This is a genomic window from Sediminibacterium sp. C3 (assembly GCF_000508085.1).
Classification (GTDB): Bacteria; Bacteroidota; Bacteroidia; order Chitinophagales; family Chitinophagaceae; genus Sediminibacterium.
The window spans coordinates 1,096,942-1,120,988 of record NZ_KI669560.1 but is presented as its reverse complement, the minus strand read 5'-3'; the positions used below and the strand labels follow the sequence as shown (position 1 = coordinate 1,120,988).

Genomic DNA, 24,047 nt, shown 5'->3' with positions numbered 1-24,047 from the left:
CAGGATTAATCTTTTAATTATGAGTAGTATAGTTAAGTATGTTTGAGCAATATTCAAGATATGATTTATCTGGCTGTGTTTTCCCATTCTGCATAGGAATCGCTGGTTTCATAAATCTTTAATTTTCTCAAACGTATATCAGATGGCAACTCTGCGAGTAATATATTGCGGATGTATAAAAGTATATTTTCTGCTGTAGGCTCCATTTCCCATACAATCAGGTTCTCGGATGCAGCTGCATGCGGATGTTCTGCCAGAAAATCCTTGGATAAAATCAACCGATGATCGAGCTGATCAACGATGATCCGGTTCACAATCTTTTTCAGGTCTTTAAAGTCAATCACGAATCCTGGTTTAGGCAGGTATGCCACATCATCGGCATCTGATCCAACTGTTACATGTAATACATAAGAATGACCATGAATATTTCTGCAATGCCCGTTGTATCCATGAATGGCATGTGCCGTTTCGAACCTGAAAATTTTTGTAACCTGAATCATTTCTGTAACTTTTGAATAAAATAATTTCCGATAGTCTGTCCCTGCTTCTGGCCGTTCTCAACAGCTGAACGATAATGGATCCCTCCGTACATTCTACTGATACTTACTTCATTGGCAGCGGCATTGATGGAAGGAAAAGAGCGCTCCATCCCCAGATACTTTAATTCAACCGTATCTCTGAATGGTGTTTGATCTCCAAAAATACTACTTAATACGGTTGCGGCAGCAGCAGAAATAACACTATGCCCGCTGGTATATTCCGGAAATGGTGGCGTTTGTAAAAATGCATTCCATTCAGAATTAAACTGTTCTCTGATAACTGTAATAGGCCTTACCGTTTTACTGGTGAACTTTTCTTCCCAGGTAGAAATAAATCCATCAAACACAGCAGCTGATGCCATGGCATAGGCTTTTGCAATTTCAATAGGCTTCAATTTGGATTGTTTGCCCAATATACCGATAATCCCCATCCAGTGACCTACGGGTGTTGTTTTCTTCGTGGCATAGGTAAAATGCCCCTTATGCTCTGAAACAAAGGGATTATCGTCCCAGAATTTAGCTATCTGCTTTTGTTCATCTGTCAAGTTAAGACTCATCAGATACAGCTCATTCAACTCTTTGTAGTACTGGCTGTTTTTATTCAAGTCATAAGCGGGTGGTCTTACCGGTTTAAACTGAGCAGCAGAGTCCATCAGCAAGGGCTTGATATACCTCCAGTTCGGTTCAATGGCTTCCTCATAATCGGGAGGTGTTTGCTGCCAGATACCTCTCTCTTTATATACACTGAACTTGGGCATACCCCGCGTTATTTTGTATCCGTCTTGCGAAGCTCTTTTCAAAATCACTGCTGATACTTGATTGGCCCAGGAAATGGATTGCTCAATAACCGATTTATCTAAGTATTCATACTGGAAGTCTAAACTATCTTTTACTACACGAATACTGTCTTTTGAAAATACCAATGATTCTGCCACATTCATAAATGCCAGCGCAGCGGCATAAGAATAATTCACTTGAGCGCTTTTATCGTTATCAGCTACCAGGGTATCAAAACCTTTTAATCGTGTCAGAAAAGAAATGGCTTCCGGATAGGCAGGTCGCAGTGCTTCATAAAATGCAAGGTTACTGTATGCATACATTCTTGCTGCAACCGGAGGAGTATTTATATCATGCACAATTACGTTCGTCAATTTTTCCTCACAAAAAAATTGAATATGATCCTCATTAATGCGCTTCACTTTTGATTGCTTACAAGCTGTAAAGAAAAGTAACAATAAAATCAGTTTATAATATTGAAATGTCTTCATCATCTGCGGGTTAAATATTCTGGTTATTTGTTTTGCGCCACATTTATTTGGAACAGCCTCAAAAAATCTCTGTTCTGACCAATGAGCACTGCCGGTTTATTTTGGATGGTCAATTCAACCAGTGATCGTCCACAAGCCGGGCTGTAAAAACCACTCTCTGCAATACTGGTTTCTCTGAAGGATTTTTTCCCTGTATTTAATAAAACCAATCCATTCAAAGCATCCTGTCTTCCCAGATAAGGTGACATGGCATATTCATTCCCATTCAGAATAATATCCAGCCAACCATCTCCGTTAACGTCTTTTGCCAATATTCCAAATATGGGCGCCATCTGTGCTCCAGAGGGCAATGCATGTTTTTCAAACTTAAATCCACCTTTGTTTTCTACCCAATATGACTGCAACTCATTTACACTCAGCTTCATGGCATCTTTTAATTGTTCCGGACTCAGCAATTGCTGAATGGATGCGTTTGCATAACTGCTGTAGTTAGGAAATCGCTCTTTAAAAGAACTCATTTCTCTTAACAAGACGTCTCTGCCAGCTACAGGCACTTCTTTTTGCACACCATTTACTTTATCCAACTGCCAATGTGAAAAAACAACATCCAGACTAAAATTATTATCAAAATCTTTTGCATAAACAGATATGGGATATTCTGGTGAAGCTTTTAAAAAGGAGTTTTTACCAAAATTACCCAACACGTAATCCATATCCCCGTCATTATCCATGTCAGCTTCCACCACACTATTATACCAGCCTCTGGCGGAATCCAATGAAGTGGCTACTGGCAATAGCTGGTTGCCATTGTTCTGCAAGATCATGGGCGCTCCCCATTCTTTTGTGATAAATAAATCAGTCTTACCATCTTTATTAATATCTGACCAAACAGCAGCTGTTACCATGCCTGTATTCATGAGTGCAGGCGCAACGGTTTTGGTTACATCAGAAAACTGAATCTTATCTTTTTGCGAATCGTTTCTGTATATAAAACTATTCAGCGGCAAAGGATATCTGCCAGGGGTTACCCTTCCACCTACAAATAAATCCAAATCTCCATCACCGTCATAATCGTTTGACACAACTACGCTCTTTGCAATTAAATTCTCAGGGATTGCGCCATTGATTTCTGTAAAATTACCCTTCCCATCATTCTGATAAATATGATCTGCATATGCTTTAGCCCCAGGCTGATTTTCAGCACCCCCAGCAGCAATATAAATATCCAGGTCATTGTCTTTGTCTGCATCAAATAAAAGTATTCCAGCATCGTCCTGCAACTGAGGCTCCTTATATCCCGGCAAATATTTTCTGGTAAATTTACCCTGATCGTTCTGAACAAAAAGAGAGGCATGAAAAGGGGAACCGCCACCAACTACTATATCATCCAATCCATCCCCGTTAATATCGCCTGCGGCTAAAGACGGACCATATTGTGTAAGCTTATGCAATAACATGCGCTGAATATCAAAATCAATAAAATCAACCTCAGAAAAACCAAATTGCAATCCTGAAGCTTTGGTTATTTCTGTCATTAGAGAATTGCCAGGTGCTGATTGATCAATTGGCGATGCTGAAATTTTTGCATTCGCATAATCCAGTATGAGTTGTTGATTGGTTACTATATTTTTTAATACCTGTCTTTTTTGATCGGGCCAGATGATCAGAATGGAATCTGCCATTTCAACTTTCCCCATTCCAAAATGTACACCCGACTCAACACTGGACAAGTAACCTCTGTATGGGTTTGCTTCAGCCAACTGCTTTACGGACTTGTCATAAACAAAAATTTGTGACCCAATCCCGGTAACATTATTAGCAGGTCCTTTCAGTTTTATTTTTAAATAGCGGGCTTCTTCATTTTGTTGTTGAAATCTATTCACTAGTAAAGTAGCCTGCATATTGGTATTATTGATTACCAGATCGAGGTCTCCGTCTCTGTCCAAATCTGCATAGGCCATTCCGGCAGAAAAAGTAGGAAAGTCAATACCCCAGTTTTTAGTTTGATCAGTGAAAGTCAGGTCTTTGTTATTTTGATAAACATAATTACTGATTTTAACTTCCGGAACCTGTCTTAAAACTTCATCAAGCGAAGAAGCAGCATAAGCATTTTGCCTGTATGCCATGAAATCCTTGTCTGACATATCTTTGGGCAGACCATTCGTAACAAACAAATCCCGCCAACCGTCATTATTAAAATCTGCCAGCAAGGGCGCCCAACTCCAATCGGTATGTGCAACACCACTGAAGTAGGCTATTTCACTGAATGCAGGACGGTTAACAGAATCATATCCTTCAGGAAGGAACCCCTGATTCAACTGTAAGGTATTTCTTGGGTATTGATAGATATAACCATACCGATCGCTGTTCTGAAAAGTCTGATAACTAATATCAGAGTGCATCATTTTCTGTCTGTAATTATCTGCCGGCATCATATCCGTTTCAATCAGATCTGCCTTGCCATCATTATTAATGTCTGCAATATCGTTGCCCATAGCATTCTTACTGGTATGCTTAAAATAAAGGGCACACTGATCGGTAAAGGTTCCGTTTTTATTATTGATATAAAGTATATTATTAGATAAATAATCATTACTGATATAGATATCTTTCCAACCATCTTCGTTGATATCCGTGATATTGATGCCAAGTCCGTGTCCTTCAATCAGTATACCTGCCTGCTTGGATACATCTTTGAATACCGGATGTTTTAAAGAAGAATCAAAGTTGTTTTGGAGTAGTTTATCTGTATTGGGCCAGCTGCCGTCTTTCCGGATAGGCCGGAATTCATTCGGGTAGGTTCCATCCAAATCATTAATCAACAAATACACATCCAGGTCTCCATCGTTGTCATAATCAAAAAAGCTAGACATATGGGTATTGGAAGCGTCATCCAGACCATACTCCTGCGCTTTGTCTGCAAAAGAGGGGATTCCGGATTTTGCATCAATGCCCAGATTTACATATAATATGTTTTTCCGGGCATTACTATCCGGCAATACAGCGGCACACACATAAATATCCAGTAAACCATCATTGTTGATATCAATAATGCTTACTCCTTTATTCCATTTCCCCTGACCATCTACACCTGCTTTAGCTGTTATGTCTTCAAATTGTAAATCGCCCTTGTTCAGAAATAATTTATTGGGTACTCGGTTTCCGGTAAAATAAACATCAGGTAGACTATCGTTATTGAAATCACCAATGCCTACCCCACCACCATTATAAATGTATTCGTAGTTTAATACATTCAATTGGTTGGTTTCAATAATATCATTGGAAAATTTCAGGCCAGAAATTTCCGGATCTATATTTTGAAATAATGGTTTCTTCTGATTACAAGCAAAAAGGACAAACACACACAAAAGGAGTGTATTTTTAAATAAGAGATAAAAAGACCGGCGCATACTAAGATTTAAAATTCTGATTCAAAGTAAATGTTAATTTTATAAGAGACTAAAAAATTACAATACAATTTAAGTGTTTAACCATTGATTTAACACACTTTCATTCAATAACCACATGTACATCAAAAAACGTTTACTATACTTAGAGGTTCTTGGATATATGCTTCAGCTTATAGCCCTTCTGGTATTAATTGGCTGGCAATTCAATATTACACTGTTGAAAAGCATAACCCCGGAAATGACCGCTATGAATCCAGTTACAGCCATAACATTTATTTTATCTGGATTTTGGTTAATGGGATTTAGGGAATCAAAACAAATACCTGGATTTACTAAATTGATTATTGCTGCTGCCATTTTTCTGATTGGGACTTTGCATTCACTTGCTTATTTGCTGCACATAGATTGGATACGATTTGATCATTTTTTATTTAAGAACAAAATAGAGTCGAGCAGTATCAATGCACATATGGCCCCAATTACAGCAGTCTTATTTACCCTTTGCGGGTTTAATATGATTAGCATTGAAGCAAACAAAAAATGGATTTTAAAACTGCGGGCCTTTTTTAGCATTGTCATTTTCATTTTATCGTATACTTCTATCTTAGGCTATGTCTATGGTAGGGACTCTGCATACAGAGTAGAGGGGATTTCGACCATTGCACTTAGTACAGCCATACTTTTTCTTTTACTGAGCACAGGATTGTTTTTAACAAATATTAAAACTGGAACACCTCAACTATTTGCTTCTTTATTAGAAGGCAGCACCTTATTAAGAAGATCAACCTTTTTAATTTTATTTTTACCGCCGTTTCTAGGTTATTTAAGACTAAAAGGTGAAAATCTGGGCCTTTACAACACTGAAATGGGTACTGAGCTATTTACTATTGCATTAACGATAATCGCATTCATTTTAATTTACACTTACGCCAATCTGCTTAACAAAAAGCAAAAAGCAAGTATTGCATTAGAGAAAAAACTCAGTGAAAGTGAACGAAAATTCAGAGAACTGGTTTCTTCTTTAAAAGAGGGTGTGGGAAGTATTGATTATGAAGGCAGGCTTATCTATTGTAATCAGAGTTACTGCAATATTCTCGGCTACACAGAGAAAGAACTGATAGGTCAAGTTGTGGTTGATATGATTATACCTATTGAAAGAAGAAAAGAGTTTTATGAAAGACTGGAAAGGAGAAAAAAAGGTATTTCCGAAAATTACCAGACGGAAATCATTCGCAAAGATGGGGAGAAAATCATCATTGATATTAAATCTAATTCGTTAATGGACGAACATGGCTCTCGAGTAGCCTATGTAGTTAGCATCAATGATATTACCGAAGAAATCAGACAACTCGAAGACATCAAGGCTTTTTCCTCCTCTGCCGCTCATGACCTGAACAATCCAATCAACAAAATCATGACCGTTGTTGATTTAGTTGACCCCAGTACACTCGACGAAGAGAACAGAGAATTCTTATATATGGTTAAGTCCACTGTTCAGAATATGAAAATGTTGACGCAAGATCTTTTAACTTTCTCCCGTTTAGGCAAACAACCGTTGGAAAAAGCAGATGTAGACCTCCAGGTACTGGTTGCAGAAGTAATTAAACAACAACAACCGTTAGACTTTAAGGGGACCATTCAACTACATAATTTACCTAATGCTTATGGGAATGAAGCGGCCCTGAAACAACTATTCAATAATCTGCTTTCCAACGCCTTTAAATATTCATCGAAAAAAGATAAACCGGAAATTGAAATCGGTTCCTATCAAAAGGAGCATCAGACTTATTATTACGTTAAAGACAATGGTGTAGGATTAAATGAAGATCAAATGAAAACCCTTTTCACTCCCTTCAAACGCTACCATAGCAAATTTGAAGGGAATGGCTTAGGCCTGGCAATTGTGAAAAGAATAGTAGACAAACATGGGGGCACTATATTTGCAGAGTCTGATACCGACAAAGGGTTAACTTTTCATTTTACGCTTTCGCACAATTAATAGAACGGCTCAAAAAAAATATTCACGAAATCTGATTAAGAGAAGTCCTGCCGTATATTCATAGCCCTTGCAGCGTTTTCGCTACCTGCTCGGGCGTGATGTCCCGCTGTGGATTTGCCAGCATTTCATATCCCACCATAAACTTCTTAACCGTTGCACTTCTTAATAAGGGAGGATAAAAGTGCATATGCCAATGCCAGCCCTTGTATTCAACATCATTTACAGGCATCTGGTGCATTCCGGCCGAATAAGGGAAAGACATATCAAAAAGCTTATCGTATTTAATAGTCAAAGTTTTTAAAATCTCTGCAAATGATTTGTCTTCTTCAGCTGTAAATTCTGTTATTTGCTGTATATGTCGCTTTGAAATAATCATTGTTTCATAAGGCCAAACTGCCCAGTAAGGAACCAGCGCAACAAAATGATCATTCTCAATAATGATTCTCTCACTTTGCTCCAATTCAATATCCAGATAAGCAGATAACAGAGATTTACCGTGTTGCTTAAAATAAGCTTCCTGCTGATTGGTTTCCTTCATTAATTCAACAGGAATATCTGAAGAAGCCCAGATTTGTCCATGCGGATGCGGGTTACTGCATCCCATGATTTCTCCCTTGTTTTCAAATATCTGGATATACCTGATATTGGGATTGGATGCTAAACTTTCAAATTCATCTTTCCATAATTTAATAACCTGTTCAATGGCGTCCTCTGACATAACAGGTAGCGTTAAACTATGGTCTGGCGAAAAGCAGATTACCCTGCAGATTCCACTGGCACTCTTACTTACGAGTAATCCGTTGATATTCTCTCCACCAACAGGAGTGTCGGGGAGTAAAGCTGAGAAATCATTCGTAAAAACAAAGGGACCAGTAAATGCAGGATTTATCGTTCCATCTGCACGGGAATTCCCGGGACATAGGTTACATCCGGGATCGTAGGCAGGTCTGTCCTGTTTGGGTAATGCTTCAACTTTTCCCTGCCAGGGTCTTTTCATGCGATGAGGGGAAACCAGCACCCATTCCCCGGTTAAAATATTCAAACGTGTATGCGGATGTTCGGATCGGTTAAACATGATTTATAAAATTTCGGTTCCGTTTTCAATAGATGCGATATAAAAATCGAGTGGTAAGTTCATGGCAGCTTCGTATGCTGGTTTTATCTCGCTTATCAGTTGCGCAATGGCATTTTCCTGTACAAGGTTAATGGTGCATCCGCCAAATCCTCCCCCCATCATTCTGGCTCCTATTACTTCTGGTCTGTCTTTTACAAAATTGACCAGGAAGTCCAGCTCCTTACAACTTACTTCGTATTGACTACTTAATCCTTCATGGGTTTCAAACATGCATTCCCCCATAGATGCGATATCATTCTGTTCCAGATACTTGCAGGCATCATTCAGCCTTTCCATTTCATCTACCACAAACCTACTTCTGCGATACACCAATTCATTTACAGGCAATACATATTGATCCAGCATTTCAACCGTTGCATCCCTAAGAGAAGCTACGGAAGGATGATGGGGTTTAATTAATTCAATTGCTTTCTCGCATTCGGCTCTTCTGGTATTGTATTCAGAAGAAGCCAGTGAATGCTTAACATTTGTATTTAATAGTAAAATTTTAATTCCATCTAATTTAAAAGGCACGTATTGATACGAGAGTGATCTGCAATCCAGTTTAATAACCTGATTTGCCTTTCCCATCATGGAAGCAAACTGATCCATGATACCGCACATTACGCCAGCATATTCATGTTCGGCTTTTTGGGCCATACTAACCATTTCTATCCTTTCATAACCTGTCCGTAATAAATAATCTAATGCAAAAACAGTTGCGCATTCTACTGCTGCAGAGGAAGAAAGACCTGCTCCAATAGGCACATCGCTGGTGAGTAACGCGTTAAATCCCTTTAGGGAAATACCCTTTTTAACAAATTGAGCAGCACTACCTAAAATATAGTTGGACCAGCTTACATCTCCAATGGGTTTTAAATTATGAATGTTCGTTGAAAAGTTTTCTTTCAGGTCCACAGCACACAAATGAATTTCATCGTCGGCTCTTAACGAAATAGCAATATAAGCTGCTTTGTCTATGGCTGCAGGTAATACAAAGCCATTATTGTAATCGGCATGTTCCCCTATTATATTGACTCTTCCTGGAGAGCGAACAATTACCTGAGGCGAAGTTTGAAATTGTTCTATAAATAATCTTGTCAACTCATTTTTCATAACTTATTTAATTTTAAATAAAGGATTTGTTGAAGGGGTTCGCTCCTTCTGCATGATTGCTTCCAATTCAATTCGTTTTTCAGGGTTTTGTAAAGCCAGGTTGTTTTTTTCTGACGGATCAGCTGCAAGATTATACAACTCTGTATGACTGGGTTCTTCTCCTTTGTAATATCTGATTGCTTTCCAGCTTCCGGAAATAACTGCCTGCTTAAATCCACCTTCATAAAATTCCCAATACAATGGCGGATGTGCTACCTTATTCTTCCCCTTTAAAGCTGGCAATAATGAAATTCCATCTAGTTTATCAATCGCTTTTGTACCCGCCATTTCGCCCAATGTTGGAAGCAGATCCCAAAACGCACCCATATCCTGTTTAACTATGTTTTTTTCGAGTCCATTCTTCCAGCTAATAATAAAAGGTACCCGAATACCCCCTTCGTATAAATCTCTTTTTGCCCCACGAAATTCTCCGCTGCTTTTAAAAAACGCAATATCATCCTGTATTCTTCCACCTTCTTTATGTGTTCCATTATCGCTGGTAAAAATCAGAATGGTATTATCGAGAAGGTTTTTCTTTTTCAACAGATCAACCAGCTCACCTACATAACTGTCCATTTGCGTTATCATAGCGGCATAGGCCGCTTTAGGAAATGGTTGCGGGCCATAATGCTTGCCGGGAACATGGGCTATTTCTGGTTCGAAAATACTTTTGCCCGATGGATTCAGATAAGTATCCAAATACTTACCAGGAACATTTAATTCTGCATGAGGTAAAGTGAATGCCAGATAAACAAAGAATGGTTGTTGAGTATGATTACTAATAAATGACTTTGCTTCCTGAGTAAACCAACCATTACTGAATTGACTATCCGGAATGGCAACTCTTGATGAAACCCCATTGATGATTTGCCAACCGGAATCTGGTTTTTGGTAATGCCCTTCAACATGATGCAATAAACCAGAAAAATAATCCCATCCTTTTTTCTCCGGCACTCCATCGGTATCCTTTTGACCAAGACCCCATTTGCCGAATAGTCCGGTTGTATATCCTGCTTCCTTTAGATATTGGGGCAGTATTTTATCTGATGCAGAAAGTGGTACTTCTCCATTCCCTCTAACGCTAACATGACCCGTATGCTGACCAGTCATTAAAGAAGCCCTGGAAGGAGCACAAACCGTGCTGCCAGAATAAAACCGGGTAAATCTTACACCTGATTTAGCTAATGCATCTAAATGGGGAGTGCGTATCCGGGCTGAACCATAACAGCCCAGATCGCCGTATCCCAGGTCATCAGCGAGAATAAAAACAATATTGGGTTGCTTTTGAGTAGCTTGTTTTTGCTTTACCTGCGCCATTAAAAGCGGAGCTGTAAAAAGCGTAAGCCAAAGACAGAAAATATTTATTATCATACTTAGCGGATATCTTTTACACCTCTAAACCCTGTGTGCTCCAAACCTGTATCAGGACTGCTTTTCATTCTTCTGGCAACACGATATCCACTGCAATAGGCATCATTACACAAGAAGCTTCCGCCTCTTAATACTTTTTTGGGTGTATAAGGATCCTGTGGGTCAAAACTTTTTGCAGGCCCTTTTGGATTCAATGTATTTTTACCTGCAAGGGTTTTATAATAATCTGCATGATACCAGTCACTGCACCATTCCCATACATTTCCTGCCATATCAAAAAGTCCAAAACCATTACATGTGAATGACATCACAGGTGCATATTTTAGAAAGCCATCTATCTGTTCATTGTAATAAGGAAAATTACCTTCCCAACTATTGGTCTTTGGTGTACCCTGATTAACCGGCTGATTTCCCCATGGATAAATCTGATTGACTCTTCCCCCTCTGGCTGCATATTCCCATTCTGCTTCTGTTGGCAACCGCTTTCCTGCCCATTTACAATAGGCCATGGCATCGTCCCAACTTACATGCACAACAGGAAAATTCTCTTTGCCTTTGATATTGCTGCCAGGCCCTTGCGGCTGCTTCCAGTTAGCGCCTTCAACCCAACTCCACCATTGACTATAATCATTCAGATTCACAGGACCACTGGTTTGCTTAAAAACGAGAGAGGCCGCCACCAGTAAGCTATCAGCGGGTTTAGGGGTACCGGGTGGAACCGTTTTTTTAATCTCTTCCCAGTTGGGTTTTCTTTCCGCAGTTGTGATATAGCCGGTTGATTTTACAAATGCAGCAAATTGTGCATTCGTTACTTCAGTGATGTCCATATAAAAGGAATCAACCGTCACTTTGTGTTTAGGGTATTCATCTTTGTCTGCCTGATCATTATCGCCTCCCATATCAAAACTTCCACCGGGAATTAAAACCATATTCCGTAATGAGGTATCGCTATTAAATTTAATGGAAGTGTCATCAGACATTCCAAATCGTTGTGGCACTTGCATGCAGACATGCACAGAGTCTCTAGGCTGATGCAATCCCTCAGATAACCCATTCGTGGAATCATTGTAATTACAACTAACAACTAAAAAAAATAGAAAAAAGACAACACTTTCTCTAAAGAAAAAATGGCTATTAAATATATTATGGCAAAATAAATTCAAAGTATTTAACAATTACAATTTTAAAGATACATCGGATTCAGGATTTCCCGATTATGTAAACCGAATTCCTGATTTAATAAACCCCAAAAATGGAGAATGCTGAAATTCGCAGCTCAAATTTTAAAAAATGAGAGGAATTGCAGTGTTAGCATTGGTGTGTATCACTTGGGTTTTAAATGGACAAACGTCACCTTCTTTAACAGATACAGCAGCAAGCAAAAATTTACCTGATATAACCGTAGTTGGCAGAAACAGTAAAAGCGATTATCAGCAAATGCCCGAGATTGTTGGAACCAATATTTATGCAGGTAAAAAAAATGCCTTAATAGTAATGGACAATGTGCAGGGAAATGTGGTGAATAATACCATGCGCCAGGTGATGGCAAAAATTCCCGGTATTCATATATGGGAAAGCGACCCGAGTGGTATTCAAATTGGAATTGCAGCCAGAGGCTTAAGCCCCAACAGAAGTTGGGAATTCAATGTCAGACAAAATGGATACGATATTGCAGCAGATCCTTATGGCTATCCTGAAGCGTATTATAACCCCCAGTTACAGGCAGTGCAAAGAATTGAAGTGGTCAGAGGTCAGGGATCCTTACAATACGGACCGCAGTTTGGAGGTTTAATCAATTACATTCTTCGCAACGGCAGTGAAATAAACAAACCTATTGAATTAGAAACACAACAGAGCTTTGGAAGCAACGGACTATTCAATTCGTATAACGCAATAGGAGGTAAAAAAGGAAAAATTCATTACTACTCTTTCTTTGATCACAGGGAAGGGAATGGATGGAGAGAGAATAGCCGATTCTATAATAATTCCGGATACGCAACTATCACTTATCATTTTACCAATAAGTTTTCGCTAACAGCTGAAGTGATGCGTTCAAATATGCGATCACAGCAACCAGGTGGATTAACAGATAATCAAATTGTTCAGAATGCACAACAAAGCCTGAGGAGCCGAAATTGGTTCGATATTACCTGGACCACACCAGCATTGATTGCGAATTACGAAATCAGCGAAAACACAAGATGGAACACAAAATTGTTTACCACATTCGGAGATAGAAACAGCGTAGGTTTCATGTTGCCAATTACAGTGAAAGATTCTATCAATACCCTAACCGGAAACTATAACTCCAGAACAGTCAGCTTAGATCAGTATAGAAATTATGGATTGGAGAGCCGCATAATAACCAGCTATACTTTAGGCAAAATGCAGAACAATTTGTCGGCTGGTATTCGATTATATACCGGCACTACCAGCAGACAGGCAGATGGAGTTGGGTCAACAGGCAACAACTATGATATCAGCATCAGCGGCCAACATCCCAGAGATATTGTTTTCAGATCAAACAATGTAGCTGCATTTGTTGAAAATATTTTCCGTATTAATGAAAAGCTGATTCTTATTCCCGGTTTCAGATATGAATGGATACAAGGATCAGCCTCAGGCAGAAATGGCTTTGCGCCGAATGGAAATGAAATTCTGCTACAAAATATTACCAGAAACAGAGGCTTTCTTTTAGCAGGAATGGGTGCAGAATACCATATTACCAAAACTACAGAGATTTATGCCAATTATTCACAGGCTTATCGTCCCATTCAGTTTGCCAATTTACAGGCACCACCCACTACCGATATGGTAGATCCTGATTTAAGAGATTCCAAGGGATACAATTTTGATATTGGTTACAGAGGGAAAATTAAAAACTTTTTACAATTTGACATCAGTGGTTTTTACCTACAGTATAATAATCGGGTTGGAGTTGTTACGCCGAATGGTTCAAACTATCGCTTAATCACCAATGTTGGGGCCAGCACCAGCAAAGGGATTGAAAGCTATCTGGAGTTTAATCCTGCCAGGGCATTTAATGCACCCACTCCCTTTGATCTGATTGTATTCAGTTCCTATGGCTATACAGATGCCAGGTACAGTGGCAATCATAAGGACGCAAACACCAAAGGAAAGCGCGTTGAAAATGCGCCTGAACATATTATGAGAGCAGGTATAACCGCAGGATATAAAAAATGGTTGTTTACCTGGCAATACAGTCATGTAGGTCAGGCATTCAGTGATGCGAATAACACCCTAACGCCAACAGCCAATGGGAACAATGGCCTGATACCTGCATATAATATTACAGATATCACCCTGACTTATAAAATGAATAACAAATTCAATATAAAAAGCGGGCTGAATAATTTATTCGATGCAAGATACTTCACCAGAAGAGCAGGAGGTTATCCCGGACCTGGTGCATTACCAGCTGATGGCAGAACGTTTTTTATTTCACTGCAGGCAAAACTTTAACCAAGCTTAACCGAGGTCATGGTTAATGATCCTCCTACGGCTTTATCATTAAAAAAAGAGATTTCATCCCTGGTTGTTCCTACTCCTAAAGTGTACAGTAATGGCAGATAATGTTCCGGAGTAGGAATAGCCAACAGGGCTTCCCTGCCTAATTGGGTGTAATGAATTAAAGGTGCATGATCTCCTGATTCAATTAATGATTTGAACTGGTTATTCATTTGAATTGCCCAATCATAGCCATATTGATCTTCATTAAGCTTATCCCATGCTACCATTCTTAAATTGTGTACCATATTGCCGCTACCAATAATTAATACGCCTTTCTTTCTCAAGGCATATAATTCCTTAGCTAAGTCATAATGAAATTGTGGACCTTTTGTATAATCAATACTCAATTGCAATACAGGAATATTGGCTTCGGGATACATATGTCGCACAACAGTCCAGGTTCCATGATCCAAACCCCAATCGTGATCCAGCTCTACCTGTGTAGACAGAATCATGGATGCGGTTTCCTTTGCCAAAACCGGATTACCCAGTGCAGGATACTGAACATCAAATAAGGCCTGAGGAAAACCACCAAAGTCATGAATGGTTTTAGGAAAATCCATGGCCGTAATTTGTGTACCACGAGTAAACCAGTGCGCAGAAATCACCAATACAGCTGCAGGGGTTGGAATTTCTGAAGCCATTTTTTTCCAGCCTCTGCTGAATTCGGTGTCTTCTATTCCATTCATAGGAGAACCATGCCCAATAAATAAAACGGGCATCAGGTAGTCGTTCTTTGGTAAACCCTGCGTAAAGCTTTTGAATTCAGATAATGTGGTCATATCCTCCAGCATTTATAAATGCAAAGTTAGTCAGCTGTCTACTTGTACACAATGACCTTTGATAACGGAAAATATTGATTTACATCAACTCAGTTGCCACTTTGATTTATATACAAGTTCATTAAAAAATTTTCTATGACTACTGATTGCTAATAAGAATCAATTGTTCATATGCCATTTCTATGGTGTCTACTGCAACCTCATTGCCATCTGATTTAAGGTCTGTACTAGTGATTTTGATAGGCCACGAATTATTCAACTGCCATTGCATAGTTACCTCTCCATTCTCATCAAGCAATTTAATTAGCACAGTTCTTCGTTTAATAGTATTCAATTTAATTTCGTTGTGCCAATCCCAAAAAGTATTGTCGTTTACAAAGACACCTCTTTTCATTGTGATGTTTCCAAACTTAACTATGCCAGGCATTTTTACTGTTGAGGAATTAGAACCTCCACCCACACGATATTCAATCACTTGGCTTTCTAATTCCATACCTGATACTTCTTGGAATACAACACCTGTTAATTCTGTTCCAAAATCAACTTCATATCTGAATTTTGGTAAAGGCCAATTAGGTCCCTGTCTAAAACTAGTATCTGGAGGCATAAATAATAAATTTTTGCTGTGGGTAAAAAATGTTTTGCTCGTCGGCTACTTCCCAATGCAGAAAATGACTTGTGTTGATTTTAGTGGGTTACAGAGAAATTAGAACCAGAATAGTAACAGATTTCGACTAAAAATATTGTTTCTTAGGACGCTATTTGTTTATCAGTTTTACATAGACCGTTCCTTTCTTCTCACCCGCTTTACTAATCATTTGTTGTTGTACTAATAATTGCAGATCCTTCTTGATAGTGTGCATTGAAAGATCAGGAAATCCTTTTACAATATCATTCAGTTTAACTGGTTGCTTTGTTTCAATATATTGTATGATCTGTTGCTGCCTTTCGTTTGTATAATTACCGCGCTCTTTATAAGAAGCATATTTATTTTCCAGTTTCTCTATCAATATTTCAAGGCTACTTAAAAAAAACAGTATCCACTCGCTGATGATTTCTTTATCAGTTCCTCTATGCTGTTGGTCATGCATCAACACTTGGTAGTATTCTTTTTTTCTTTCTTCGATGATATGTTCAAATGATATGTATTGTGCAAAACCATATCCTGTCTTTAGTAATAACAACGTTGTGAGCAAGCGTGATAATCTTCCATTACCATCCTGAAACGGATGGATAGATAAGAACTCATATACACATAATCCAATAACCAATAATGGATGGACGGATGATTGTTGTAAAGCTGTATTCACCCAATCAATCATTTCCTGCATTTCCTTTTGGGTAAGGTGGGGTGCAGTTGTGTTGAATATGGTTCTTTGATTCCCATCCGGATAGTTGGCGACAACAGAATTGGGCAGGTTCTTGTATGTGCCCTTATGTCTTTGATCTTTGCTGCTGTACTTTAATAATATGGTATGCAGTTGTAGAATGTAGGATTCGGATAACTCAATGCTGGGTGCATTGTCTAAAATAATGTCCAGTGCCTCGTAATAGCCGAACACTTCTTCTTCATCCCTGCTTTTAAATTCTGTAACCTTGATATTATTGACCAATTGCTGAACTTCTTCATCAGTCAAAACAGCCCCTTCTATTCTGGTCGATGAACCGATACTTTCAATGGTGGCGATCTTCCTTAGTTCTCTCAGATAGCGATCGCTTTTGTTTTCAATGCTCCCCCACCTTCCTTTAAAAGCGTCAATCTTTCCAATTGATTGGATGACCTTTTGCATTGTCTTACTGTCAAAGTCAAGCTTAGGGGTATGCATATCCTTATTTTACCTTTATTTTATCCATAAAAGTAATGATTTTATAGATATCTTTATTTTATCCTTATTTTATCTATATCTGAAAAGTATGTATCGACCCCTTAATTTCCCCCTCATTTCCCAAATCTGTTACTAATAAAAAGTAGTAACCGAAATAGTCACAACTATTTGGCTACTAAAGGCAAGAAACGGCAAGTAAAGGCAAATAAAACCTGCTGATAATCAATGTAAACACTGTAGAATAGTAATGACTAGTAGAGGGGCTACTTCCCGATACAAAAAATAGTGACCCCTTTACTATCAAGGGTTTGTGGTGATAGGGCAACAAATAGCCAACAAGGAATGATTAAGTAAAGGAAAACGCTACACAAAGAAAAGAAAAAATCCTGATGTGGTCAGGGTGTGCTGTGCCTTACCAAAGGCAAAAGCAAAGATAAGGTTTCTACTTATCTGAGTTGCTTGGCAACCGTTTCCGGTTGCAAGCCCATGTACTGGCAAAACTCATCAACTGTAACAACCTGGTGTTGTTGTTTACTGAAGTGGTCCTTAATCTTCTTAATAAGATTTCTGCCATACCTGTCGCTTCTGCCTGTGATTACCTGAATGTCTTTCGGATAAATGCACAGTCTATTCATTATTTCAATTATACTTTTTAATACACTATCCATATCGATGATATACCTCTGTTATGAAAGTGACATTGCAAAGATAATTCATTTTCATGGGTGGTAAAAGTGTGTTTGTTGGAATAATGCGGAAGAAACGGAACGGATGACTTTCAACTTTTGCATAGCCTAAATACTGCTTCTATTTTTGTTTTCAAATGCTGATAAAACGGCTAAAAAAGAAACGGTTTTACTAACTCATAAAAATTTTAAGCAATGGCAAAATTAAAAGGTATTTTAAAAATTGAAGGGACTCTGGATGAGTTAACCTTCTACAAAACACAAGATGGCCACCTGGTGAAAACCAAAGGTGGTGTATCTGCTGACCGTATCGCAAATGATCCAAACTTTCAGCGTACCCGTGAAAACGGTTCTGAATTTGGAAGCTCTGCGACTGCCGGTAAAGTATTACGCAATGCAGTTCGTAATTTGATGATGAACGCTGCTGACAATCGTGTTACCAGTCGTTTAACGCAAATCATGACGCAAATTAAAAATTACGATGTGGCTTCTGTACGTGGTGAACGTACCGTTGCTGATGGTATTGCTGATCCTGATGCATTGGCACTGTTGAAAGATTTTGATTTCAACGACAAAGCTCTTTTGAGTGGTGTGATGTTCGCACCGTTCACCGTAACACCTGCTACTGGGGAAATCAATATCCCTGCGTTTGTGCCGATTAACGATATTTCTTACCCTTCAGGGGCAACGCATATCAGCATGAAAGGTGCTTTCGCAAATGTGGACTTCGCCAACGAAATCAGTGCAATTGAGTACAGTCCTGTAACCAATTTGCCGATTGACGGAACCAACACTCCTGTAACACTGACCCCTGCTGGCGTTCCTGCCGGTGCAGGTACTAAGTTTTACCTGTTGCTGATTGAGTTCTTTCAGGAAGTAAACGGTATCCAGTATTCGCTTAAAAATGGCTCATACAACGTGCTGAATATTGTTGATGCTGCATAACCTTTGTTCGTTCTTTCAGTTAGGAAAAAGCCCTGCCGAAATGGTGGGGCTTTTTCATTTAAGCAAAGCCCCTAAAAGGGCAATGCTGAAAGCTGGCGAACACCTGAAGGATAACGCCAAAGGCAACAACCACATGGAAGGCGATAAACCTTAACACCTGTGTGATGCTGGGCAATGAGTGACGACCTGCGGATATAGCGACTATAACCATGAGGTGCAAGCTGCAAGAACTGATGAAGGACCTGCGGAGTAAATGGGCAAATGCCTGGATGGCTGCCGGAACTGATACGTGGATGCTTTTGCATAATAAATAAATTTTATGTGCATCTCTCAGCATGGCGGATAAAAAAACCAAAAGGAAACGGAATAAAAGATAGCCTTGTGCGGTGGGTCTGTGTTTATGCCGTAGTCTTTTGGTTTTTTTTGGTTGGCTCTGTGCGTCTGCCCGCCATGCTACCTTTGCACATTAAAATTTATTTATGCAACGAGTAGCCACATGTAGAGGGCTGCCCTACATTTTGCTTTTTAGGTGGCGGTAAATCATTGCTCTTTTCAGGTCGTTGATTAATGCCAGATTTTGCCTGATGGCTTTTTCCTTTTCTTCCAGTAGTTTGATTTTATCAACGGTGCTTTTATATTCCTCTTTTTGCCTGCCCACCTTCTCGGCTTGTATGCAAACTTCATTTTTCAAATCTGATATACGAAGGAATGGAATAACGGAACCAGTAAGGAACTGATGAAAATATTTTGCCTTCCACAAACCGAAAAGCAACCAGTAGTAAAAATCTTTTTGCTCCTGACTGTTGCAAGTGCAAACAAACGAATTTGGACAAGGTGCAGTTAGTGGCTTACCACTATTTAAACCTTTTGAGAGAATGTAAAATTCAAAACTGGTGCTTTGATTTTTTGGATTGAATGAGTGAATTTTTGGACTGTGCATAATACTCGCTTTTAAGTTTGTATCTGCTTTTGCCCTTGCCAACCGCTTGCTTCGCTTACGCTACGCAACACATATATAATTTGACAAAGAAAAAAAACAGAAAAAAAAAGAAAGCAATCGCAGAGGTGGCGTGGCTAAAAAACCAAAAGGAAACGGAATAAGTCCCGAAGGGTGAAAGGCAAATACCAATAAAAAAATAAACAGATTATTTGCCTTTCATTATGCCGTAGTCTTTTGGTTTTTTTCAAGCGTTGGCCTGTGCCAGCCACCTACCTTTGCTGCACTTTTTATTTTTATTTTTTTCAGGATCATCTTTTCAATTTCTATTCTTCTTTACAAAAAGGAAATCCGAATTGTATTTCTACAATGCTTATCAATCGCTATTAAATTTCAATTGGAACGGAGATGTCTTTCGAGGGTCGGCTGGGGTAAACACTTCGCAGGAAAAAATAAAGCATACCGCTTTCAATCGTGCGGTGGGTCAAGAGCAAATGCAATGACTGAACGGAATGGAGCAAACCGGGTTGGTGGCTTGGAGTGGCATGAGCAGTCCCGATTGTGGGATGGCTTTGTGCTTGGGCTATCGGGACGCCAAGACACGGAAAGCCTGTGTGATGGCTTTGCGGAATGCAGAGAAGGAATTGCTTTTGCTGTGCGGTGCTGAGGTTGGTGAAATGAACGTAGGCGGAATGTAGTGAAGGATAGTGTAGAGAATGAAGCGAAGCGGAATGAACGGAACGCCTGAACGGAATGGAGATGAAGTGAATGAACCTACCGCAAGCACATGGCCATTAAACAAATCATGCTTTATTTTTTGCTGCACCATTGAAAGGGTGGAGGGGTGTGTGGCTCTTGGGGGGTGCGGTGGCAAAAAGCACGGCTTCATCCCGTTTTTCACGGGATGCTATGGTGTTGGCTACTTAACATAATGGCGACTTATGTGACAGCCACTGCGGTGGGATGCTTGCATAAGCGATGGGTGGCTGTGCGAAGCGAACACATAAGACCGCATTATGTTTAAGTATGCTTCCGCCAATTTTTATACTGGCATAAGCGAAACGGTGGTGGTGGTTGGAGTGCAGCGTCTTTTTGTTGCTATGCTTGGGTTGGCTTGGCTCTTTGGCTGTGTAGCGAAGCGGAACAGGCAATGTGCCAAAAGCGTGGGGAGCATAGCCACAAAAAGTATGACAGTTAAAAATGGCGGCAACACCATAGATGCAGTGGAAGCGTTGGCTTTGTGTGTTAGCCACTGCATAAGCAGTGCTTGTGGGCTGGCTGGGGGGAGAATGTCTTAAAGGAACTAAAATGCCTAATTAATGACTTCGCTTAATGTTACTGAAATGCGATCAATAAACTCGGTTTCCTTTTCCTTCATTAAAACCATTTTATCATCATGAGAAATTGAGTCTTCATTTAAGAATGAAATATCAATACCATCTACAACAAAATTTGTGTTAGAAGTCGATTCTCCAAAAAGTCCTTTAGAATGATGAGATAACAACTTTGTGCTATCTGCTTTTGAAGTAATCGGATATAATAAACCAGCTGTGATTAAATTACTGTTTATTGAATAAAAGCCAGAATAGGTGTGTATTTGAAAAAAATCAGTTCGATCTAACTCTGTTCCAAAAAAATACATTCGCTTATACTTAGCATCTAATACAATACTTTTATTACCGTTCAATAAAACAATGTCCGGGATAATACTTCTACGGTAAAATTTATCCTTGTAAATAAAATGATTAGCATCTATCTGTTTCCAACCTTGCGGTTGCAATTTCTTCTTCAAAAGCGATTTAAGATATAATTCCCAAACCTCTGCCATGTCAATAAAAAAGCTAAACCCTTTATTTTGCTTATTATTCTTTTCTTGATTTAGAATATTTTTCCTTTGAATTATATCCCAGGAGAAATCGACTAATGGCTTAAAAGAAACATATATATCCTTGTAAACTATATTCTTGTATTGATGACTACTTATATTACTTACATCTTTGGTTTCTATAAACAAATCATTCAACGCATCTTGTGCATTGTCGGGTAAGTTTATACTGTCTAATCCATAATCTGATTTAAGTATTTTGTACGCCCGTAAAATGATGCTCGAAATTGTGGAATCAACTGCTTTCTCCTTGTATGATGATGTTATTAAATTCAGTTTTGTCAAAGACTGAATCGTTTTTGTGATGTCAATTTTACCTTTGATTTTTGAACCTTGATAAGAACGTGTAACATTTCTCTTTGGCACACCATGCTTATTTGCATTTGCTAAAAGTTGAACCCAAATAAATGAAATGACCTTGCGAATTAAAAACTGAATATCGGTTGACTTAGTAATTTTATTTGTTGAATGTGTAAGACGAATGTTATATATTTCTTCGAACATCCTAAATAAAAATAATTCACCAAATCTTGGCTGAATTGTCAATTTATATTCCTGACCATTGTGTTTAAAGTTTGCCTCACCTATATACCTACTTGACCACCATGAATTATTTTTGTAGTCATATTCAAGTAAAGAAGTACTTTCTTCTGAGTATGGATTTGCTTTAAAATTAAAACAATTAAATGCCACAGCATTTGTATTGAATGACTTTATAGCTTCCAAATGTTCAGAAGAAATTTGCAGCAAGCTGCAATCTTTTGTTTCAATATTTATGCAGTCATTTACTTGCATTATGGCAATAGTATTAGAGCTAATTTATTAATATGCTCTTCTTTTGTAGCCCTGTCCATATTCCCTAAAAATGCTTCCAACATTGGCTTAATTGATATATCCCAAAGAACTTTTACCGATGCGTTTTTACGCAATAGTTTAAGTCGGGGGAATCCCTCTAAGTCTCTGAATGATTCATGAATATCTACAATCTCTGCAAAAAATGTGTGCCCAATTTGATATTGTTTCCCCAACTCTTCAATGCCTTCAATTGCTATATTTAGAGCTGTGCATTTTGCGATATACTCCTCAATTTCCTCATCCTTAATATTGCTACCTGATGCAGTGCGTTTTTGCCTAAGTATATTTTTTAATGTATCCTGATTGTATCCAAAGAAAAACCAAACAAACCTTCTTCTCAAAGCAAAATCAAGCCTTTCTAATGAAAAGTCAATTTCATTCATAGTACCAATGACATACAGATTTTTCGGAACATTGATGATGAAATCACCGACTGATGTTGCAATATCTGTTTCTCTTTTTTCTAAAGCTGAGAACAGTTCACCAAACAAACGCGATAAATCAACACGATTTATTTCATCCAAGATCAAAACATTTGGGTAATCATCTTTTCTTACCTTTTCTAACAGTTTTAATAAATAACCTTCCTGCTTAATTGTATTCCCGTCTTTAAACTGCGTACCGCCAATAAAATCTTCGTAGGTGTAATTTGGATGCAATTGTAGATGATGGATACGTTCTTTTTTAATTTCCGGGTTATCCTTAAAGTAAGCCCTTACATTCTCTGGTTTTGCAAAATAATGCTGATATATCAAGTTGGTAGCCAATTGCTCAGCTGAGTGTGTTTTACTCGTGCCTGGAGGACCATAAAATATAATAGCCTTCTTATATTGAATTGCTTGAAAAGCATCGAAGTCAGAAATTCCGCTATAATAATTCCATATCTCTATTAATTCATCATCATAAAAACTAAAATCTGGTACACCCCAGTATTCGGCAATTTTTTGTCGAATGGCTAATATCTTCTGGTCTGTATTACCGTCCATTATTTCTTTTGGAGCATCAGACAGTAGACTGTGAAATGTATTAATAATTCTATGCTTATGATTCTCTGATGCTATTGGCTCGTAATGTGCCGGATTACATAAATGAGGCAAAATATTATACATCGCAAGTTTTCCTTCCGGAATTGCTTTCCAAATTGCTTCATCAATAAATTCCTTATCGCCATCCCAATCGTATTTGCACTTCAAACATATCTTTTCCGCAATGGTATTAGCATCTTCAACTGTTTTTAAATTACCGGCTTCCTTTGACAAAAGCAATTGCTTAATCAGAAATATGATGAAAGTAATTTCAGCATGTTTATTTTGCCGGTGCCATTGACCTGCCGAACCAAAACCCTGAGCTGGAAATTTATCCTGATGCAAGACAATGCCCTGATCATTCATCACGTCCTTAACTACCTGCTGTTTCCTCCATTGAGTTATGTCACTTGGAGACATTGCCCAAAGCCAATTTGCATGGGCAAAGAATAAAAGGGTTTTGTAATCTGCACCATCAAATTGTTTGCGAATTTTAGTTTCAAAGTTATCTCCACCTACCAAGCCTTTGGTAATAAACCTATCAATAACCTCATCAGCAACTGCAATGGTAAAAATGTCCTTATCATCAGTTAATAAGCTATTCCCTTGAAGGATGCAAGTTTCAATGAACTGTGTGTATAAATCATACACTGGCAATGCCGAATTTACTTTCATATTTTATTTTTTTATCTCTATTTGCAAAAAGCAAATTATGTTAC

The 24,047-nt window shown here is 38.6% G+C and carries 18 protein-coding genes; 4 read left to right on the top strand and 14 right to left on the bottom strand.

Translation table 11 applies throughout. The features are described from left to right. Positions 1 to 65 precede the first annotated feature (65 nt). The 3 genes from F777_RS0105250 to F777_RS15795 are packed head-to-tail and all read right to left on the bottom strand — an operon-like array spanning position 66 to position 5,217. Positions 66 to 500, bottom strand: coding sequence for a 6-pyruvoyl trahydropterin synthase family protein (locus tag F777_RS0105250; protein WP_026751124.1), 435 nt, complete (start codon positions 498 to 500; stop codon positions 66 to 68). Beyond that, entirely contained in the window at positions 497 to 1,810 is a 1,314-nt protein-coding gene (locus tag F777_RS0105245) for a vanadium-dependent haloperoxidase (protein WP_026751123.1), read from the bottom strand. The genes F777_RS0105250 and F777_RS0105245 overlap by 4 nt, the downstream gene beginning before the upstream one ends. Before the next feature lie 20 nt (positions 1,811 to 1,830). Beyond that, positions 1,831 to 5,217, bottom strand: coding sequence for a VCBS repeat-containing protein (locus F777_RS15795; protein WP_081720468.1), 3,387 nt, complete (start codon positions 5,215 to 5,217; stop codon positions 1,831 to 1,833). 217 nt (positions 5,218 to 5,434) lie between these two features. Here F777_RS15795 and F777_RS17180 point away from each other — a divergent pair, with 217 nt between their 5' ends. Beyond that, positions 5,435 to 7,216: a sensor histidine kinase gene (locus F777_RS17180; RefSeq protein WP_161631485.1), complete on the top strand. Its 1,782-nt coding sequence runs from the start codon at positions 5,435 to 5,437 to the stop codon at positions 7,214 to 7,216. A 58-nt stretch (positions 7,217 to 7,274) separates the two neighbouring features. Here the strand turns inward: F777_RS17180 and F777_RS0105230 are convergent, their stop codons facing one another. The 4 genes from F777_RS0105230 to F777_RS0105215 are packed head-to-tail and all read right to left on the bottom strand — an operon-like array spanning position 7,275 to position 11,836. Continuing rightward, positions 7,275 to 8,291, bottom strand: a complete 1,017-nt coding sequence (locus F777_RS0105230) for a UDP-glucose--hexose-1-phosphate uridylyltransferase (protein WP_037369148.1) — start codon at positions 8,289 to 8,291, stop codon at positions 7,275 to 7,277. 3 nt (positions 8,292 to 8,294) lie between these two features. Next, positions 8,295 to 9,446 carry a galactokinase gene (gene galK, locus F777_RS0105225; RefSeq protein WP_026751121.1) on the bottom strand — a complete coding sequence of 384 codons (1,152 nt, stop codon included), beginning with the start codon at positions 9,444 to 9,446 and terminating at the stop codon, positions 8,295 to 8,297. Positions 9,447 to 9,449: 3 nt separating this feature from the next. Beyond that, the gene (locus F777_RS0105220) at positions 9,450 to 10,856 is read right to left on the bottom strand and encodes an arylsulfatase (RefSeq protein ID WP_026751120.1); all 1,407 of its coding nucleotides are present in this window, start codon (positions 10,854 to 10,856) and stop codon (positions 9,450 to 9,452) included. Between the two features lie 2 nt (positions 10,857 to 10,858). Beyond that, positions 10,859 to 11,836 carry a formylglycine-generating enzyme family protein gene (locus tag F777_RS0105215; protein ID WP_235785889.1) on the bottom strand — a complete coding sequence of 326 codons (978 nt, stop codon included), beginning with the start codon at positions 11,834 to 11,836 and terminating at the stop codon, positions 10,859 to 10,861. A gap of 310 nt (positions 11,837 to 12,146) precedes the next feature. Here F777_RS0105215 and F777_RS15785 point away from each other — a divergent pair, with 310 nt between their 5' ends. Continuing rightward, a complete protein-coding gene (locus F777_RS15785) occupies positions 12,147 to 14,339 on the top strand; it encodes a TonB-dependent receptor family protein (protein ID WP_051408441.1) in 2,193 nt (730 codons plus the stop codon). Here the strand turns inward: F777_RS15785 and ygiD are convergent. The 4 genes from ygiD to F777_RS0105190 all read right to left on the bottom strand — a co-directional run bounded on the left by ygiD (position 14,336) and on the right by F777_RS0105190 (position 17,630). Next, positions 14,336 to 15,169 (bottom strand): 4,5-DOPA-extradiol-dioxygenase, encoded by an 834-nt coding sequence (gene ygiD / locus F777_RS0105205; protein ID WP_026751118.1) that lies wholly within the window; start codon positions 15,167 to 15,169, stop codon positions 14,336 to 14,338. The two genes, F777_RS15785 and ygiD, sit on opposite strands and share 4 nt — an antisense overlap. 139 nt (positions 15,170 to 15,308) lie before the next feature. Continuing rightward, on the bottom strand, positions 15,309 to 15,776 hold the full coding sequence (locus tag F777_RS0105200) for a phage tail protein (RefSeq protein ID WP_026751117.1): 468 nt from the start codon (positions 15,774 to 15,776) through the stop codon (positions 15,309 to 15,311). A gap of 151 nt (positions 15,777 to 15,927) precedes the next feature. Then, complete coding sequence (locus F777_RS0105195) at positions 15,928 to 16,995, bottom strand: Fic family protein (RefSeq protein ID WP_026751116.1); 1,068 nt, start codon at positions 16,993 to 16,995, stop codon at positions 15,928 to 15,930. A 446-nt stretch (positions 16,996 to 17,441) separates the two neighbouring features. Beyond that, on the bottom strand, positions 17,442 to 17,630 hold the full coding sequence (locus F777_RS0105190; RefSeq protein WP_037369874.1) for a hypothetical protein: 189 nt from the start codon (positions 17,628 to 17,630) through the stop codon (positions 17,442 to 17,444). A 246-nt stretch (positions 17,631 to 17,876) separates the two neighbouring features. On the opposite strand from F777_RS0105190, the gene F777_RS0105185 reads away from it, so the two are divergent. Continuing rightward, entirely contained in the window at positions 17,877 to 18,626 is a 750-nt protein-coding gene (locus tag F777_RS0105185; protein ID WP_026751114.1) for a hypothetical protein, read from the top strand. A 511-nt stretch (positions 18,627 to 19,137) separates the two neighbouring features. Here F777_RS0105185 and F777_RS0105175 read toward each other — a convergent pair. Continuing rightward, positions 19,138 to 19,566 carry a DUF6943 family protein gene (locus F777_RS0105175; protein WP_026751113.1) on the bottom strand — a complete coding sequence of 143 codons (429 nt, stop codon included), beginning with the start codon at positions 19,564 to 19,566 and terminating at the stop codon, positions 19,138 to 19,140. A gap of 527 nt (positions 19,567 to 20,093) precedes the next feature. On the opposite strand from F777_RS0105175, the gene F777_RS17980 reads away from it, so the two are divergent. Beyond that, complete coding sequence (locus F777_RS17980; RefSeq protein ID WP_161631484.1) at positions 20,094 to 20,261, top strand: hypothetical protein; 168 nt, start codon at positions 20,094 to 20,096, stop codon at positions 20,259 to 20,261. A 614-nt stretch (positions 20,262 to 20,875) separates the two neighbouring features. On the opposite strand, the gene F777_RS0105150 is transcribed toward F777_RS17980, so the two are convergent. Together F777_RS0105150 and F777_RS0105145 are read right to left on the bottom strand one after the other, a co-directional pair. Next, positions 20,876 to 22,243: a 5-methylcytosine restriction system specificity protein McrC gene (locus F777_RS0105150; protein WP_026751111.1), complete on the bottom strand. Its 1,368-nt coding sequence runs from the start codon at positions 22,241 to 22,243 to the stop codon at positions 20,876 to 20,878. Next, the gene (locus tag F777_RS0105145) at positions 22,243 to 24,003 is read right to left on the bottom strand and encodes an AAA family ATPase (RefSeq protein WP_026751110.1); all 1,761 of its coding nucleotides are present in this window, start codon (positions 24,001 to 24,003) and stop codon (positions 22,243 to 22,245) included. Before F777_RS0105145 ends, F777_RS0105150 begins: the two co-directional genes overlap by 1 nt. Positions 24,004 to 24,047: the final 44 nt, after the last annotated feature.

What these genes read in the sequence shown, in the direction of transcription:
- F777_RS15785 (WP_051408441.1), top strand. Translation starts at nt 12,147, where the DNA reads ATGAGAGGAATTGCAGTGTTAGCATTGGTGTGTATCACTTGGGTTTTA.
- F777_RS0105215 (WP_235785889.1), bottom strand. Translation starts at nt 11,836, where the DNA reads ATGTCTGATGACACTTCCATTAAATTTAATAGCGATACCTCATTACGG.
- F777_RS0105245 (WP_026751123.1), bottom strand. Translation starts at nt 1,810, where the DNA reads ATGATGAAGACATTTCAATATTATAAACTGATTTTATTGTTACTTTTC.
- F777_RS0105150 (WP_026751111.1), bottom strand. Translation starts at nt 22,243, where the DNA reads ATGCAAGTAAATGACTGCATAAATATTGAAACAAAAGATTGCAGCTTG.
- F777_RS0105185 (WP_026751114.1), top strand. Translation starts at nt 17,877, where the DNA reads ATGGCAAAATTAAAAGGTATTTTAAAAATTGAAGGGACTCTGGATGAG.
- F777_RS0105250 (WP_026751124.1), bottom strand. Translation starts at nt 500, where the DNA reads ATGATTCAGGTTACAAAAATTTTCAGGTTCGAAACGGCACATGCCATT.
- ygiD (WP_026751118.1), bottom strand. Translation starts at nt 15,169, where the DNA reads ATGACCACATTATCTGAATTCAAAAGCTTTACGCAGGGTTTACCAAAG.
- F777_RS0105230 (WP_037369148.1), bottom strand. Translation starts at nt 8,291, where the DNA reads ATGTTTAACCGATCCGAACATCCGCATACACGTTTGAATATTTTAACC.
- F777_RS0105195 (WP_026751116.1), bottom strand. Translation starts at nt 16,995, where the DNA reads ATGCATACCCCTAAGCTTGACTTTGACAGTAAGACAATGCAAAAGGTC.
- F777_RS0105190 (WP_037369874.1), bottom strand. Translation starts at nt 17,630, where the DNA reads ATGAATAGACTGTGCATTTATCCGAAAGACATTCAGGTAATCACAGGC.
- F777_RS0105220 (WP_026751120.1), bottom strand. Translation starts at nt 10,856, where the DNA reads ATGATAATAAATATTTTCTGTCTTTGGCTTACGCTTTTTACAGCTCCG.
- F777_RS0105200 (WP_026751117.1), bottom strand. Translation starts at nt 15,776, where the DNA reads ATGCCTCCAGATACTAGTTTTAGACAGGGACCTAATTGGCCTTTACCA.
- F777_RS15795 (WP_081720468.1), bottom strand. Translation starts at nt 5,217, where the DNA reads ATGCGCCGGTCTTTTTATCTCTTATTTAAAAATACACTCCTTTTGTGT.
- galK (WP_026751121.1), bottom strand. Translation starts at nt 9,446, where the DNA reads ATGAAAAATGAGTTGACAAGATTATTTATAGAACAATTTCAAACTTCG.
- F777_RS0105145 (WP_026751110.1), bottom strand. Translation starts at nt 24,003, where the DNA reads ATGAAAGTAAATTCGGCATTGCCAGTGTATGATTTATACACACAGTTC.
- F777_RS0105175 (WP_026751113.1), bottom strand. Translation starts at nt 19,566, where the DNA reads ATGCACAGTCCAAAAATTCACTCATTCAATCCAAAAAATCAAAGCACC.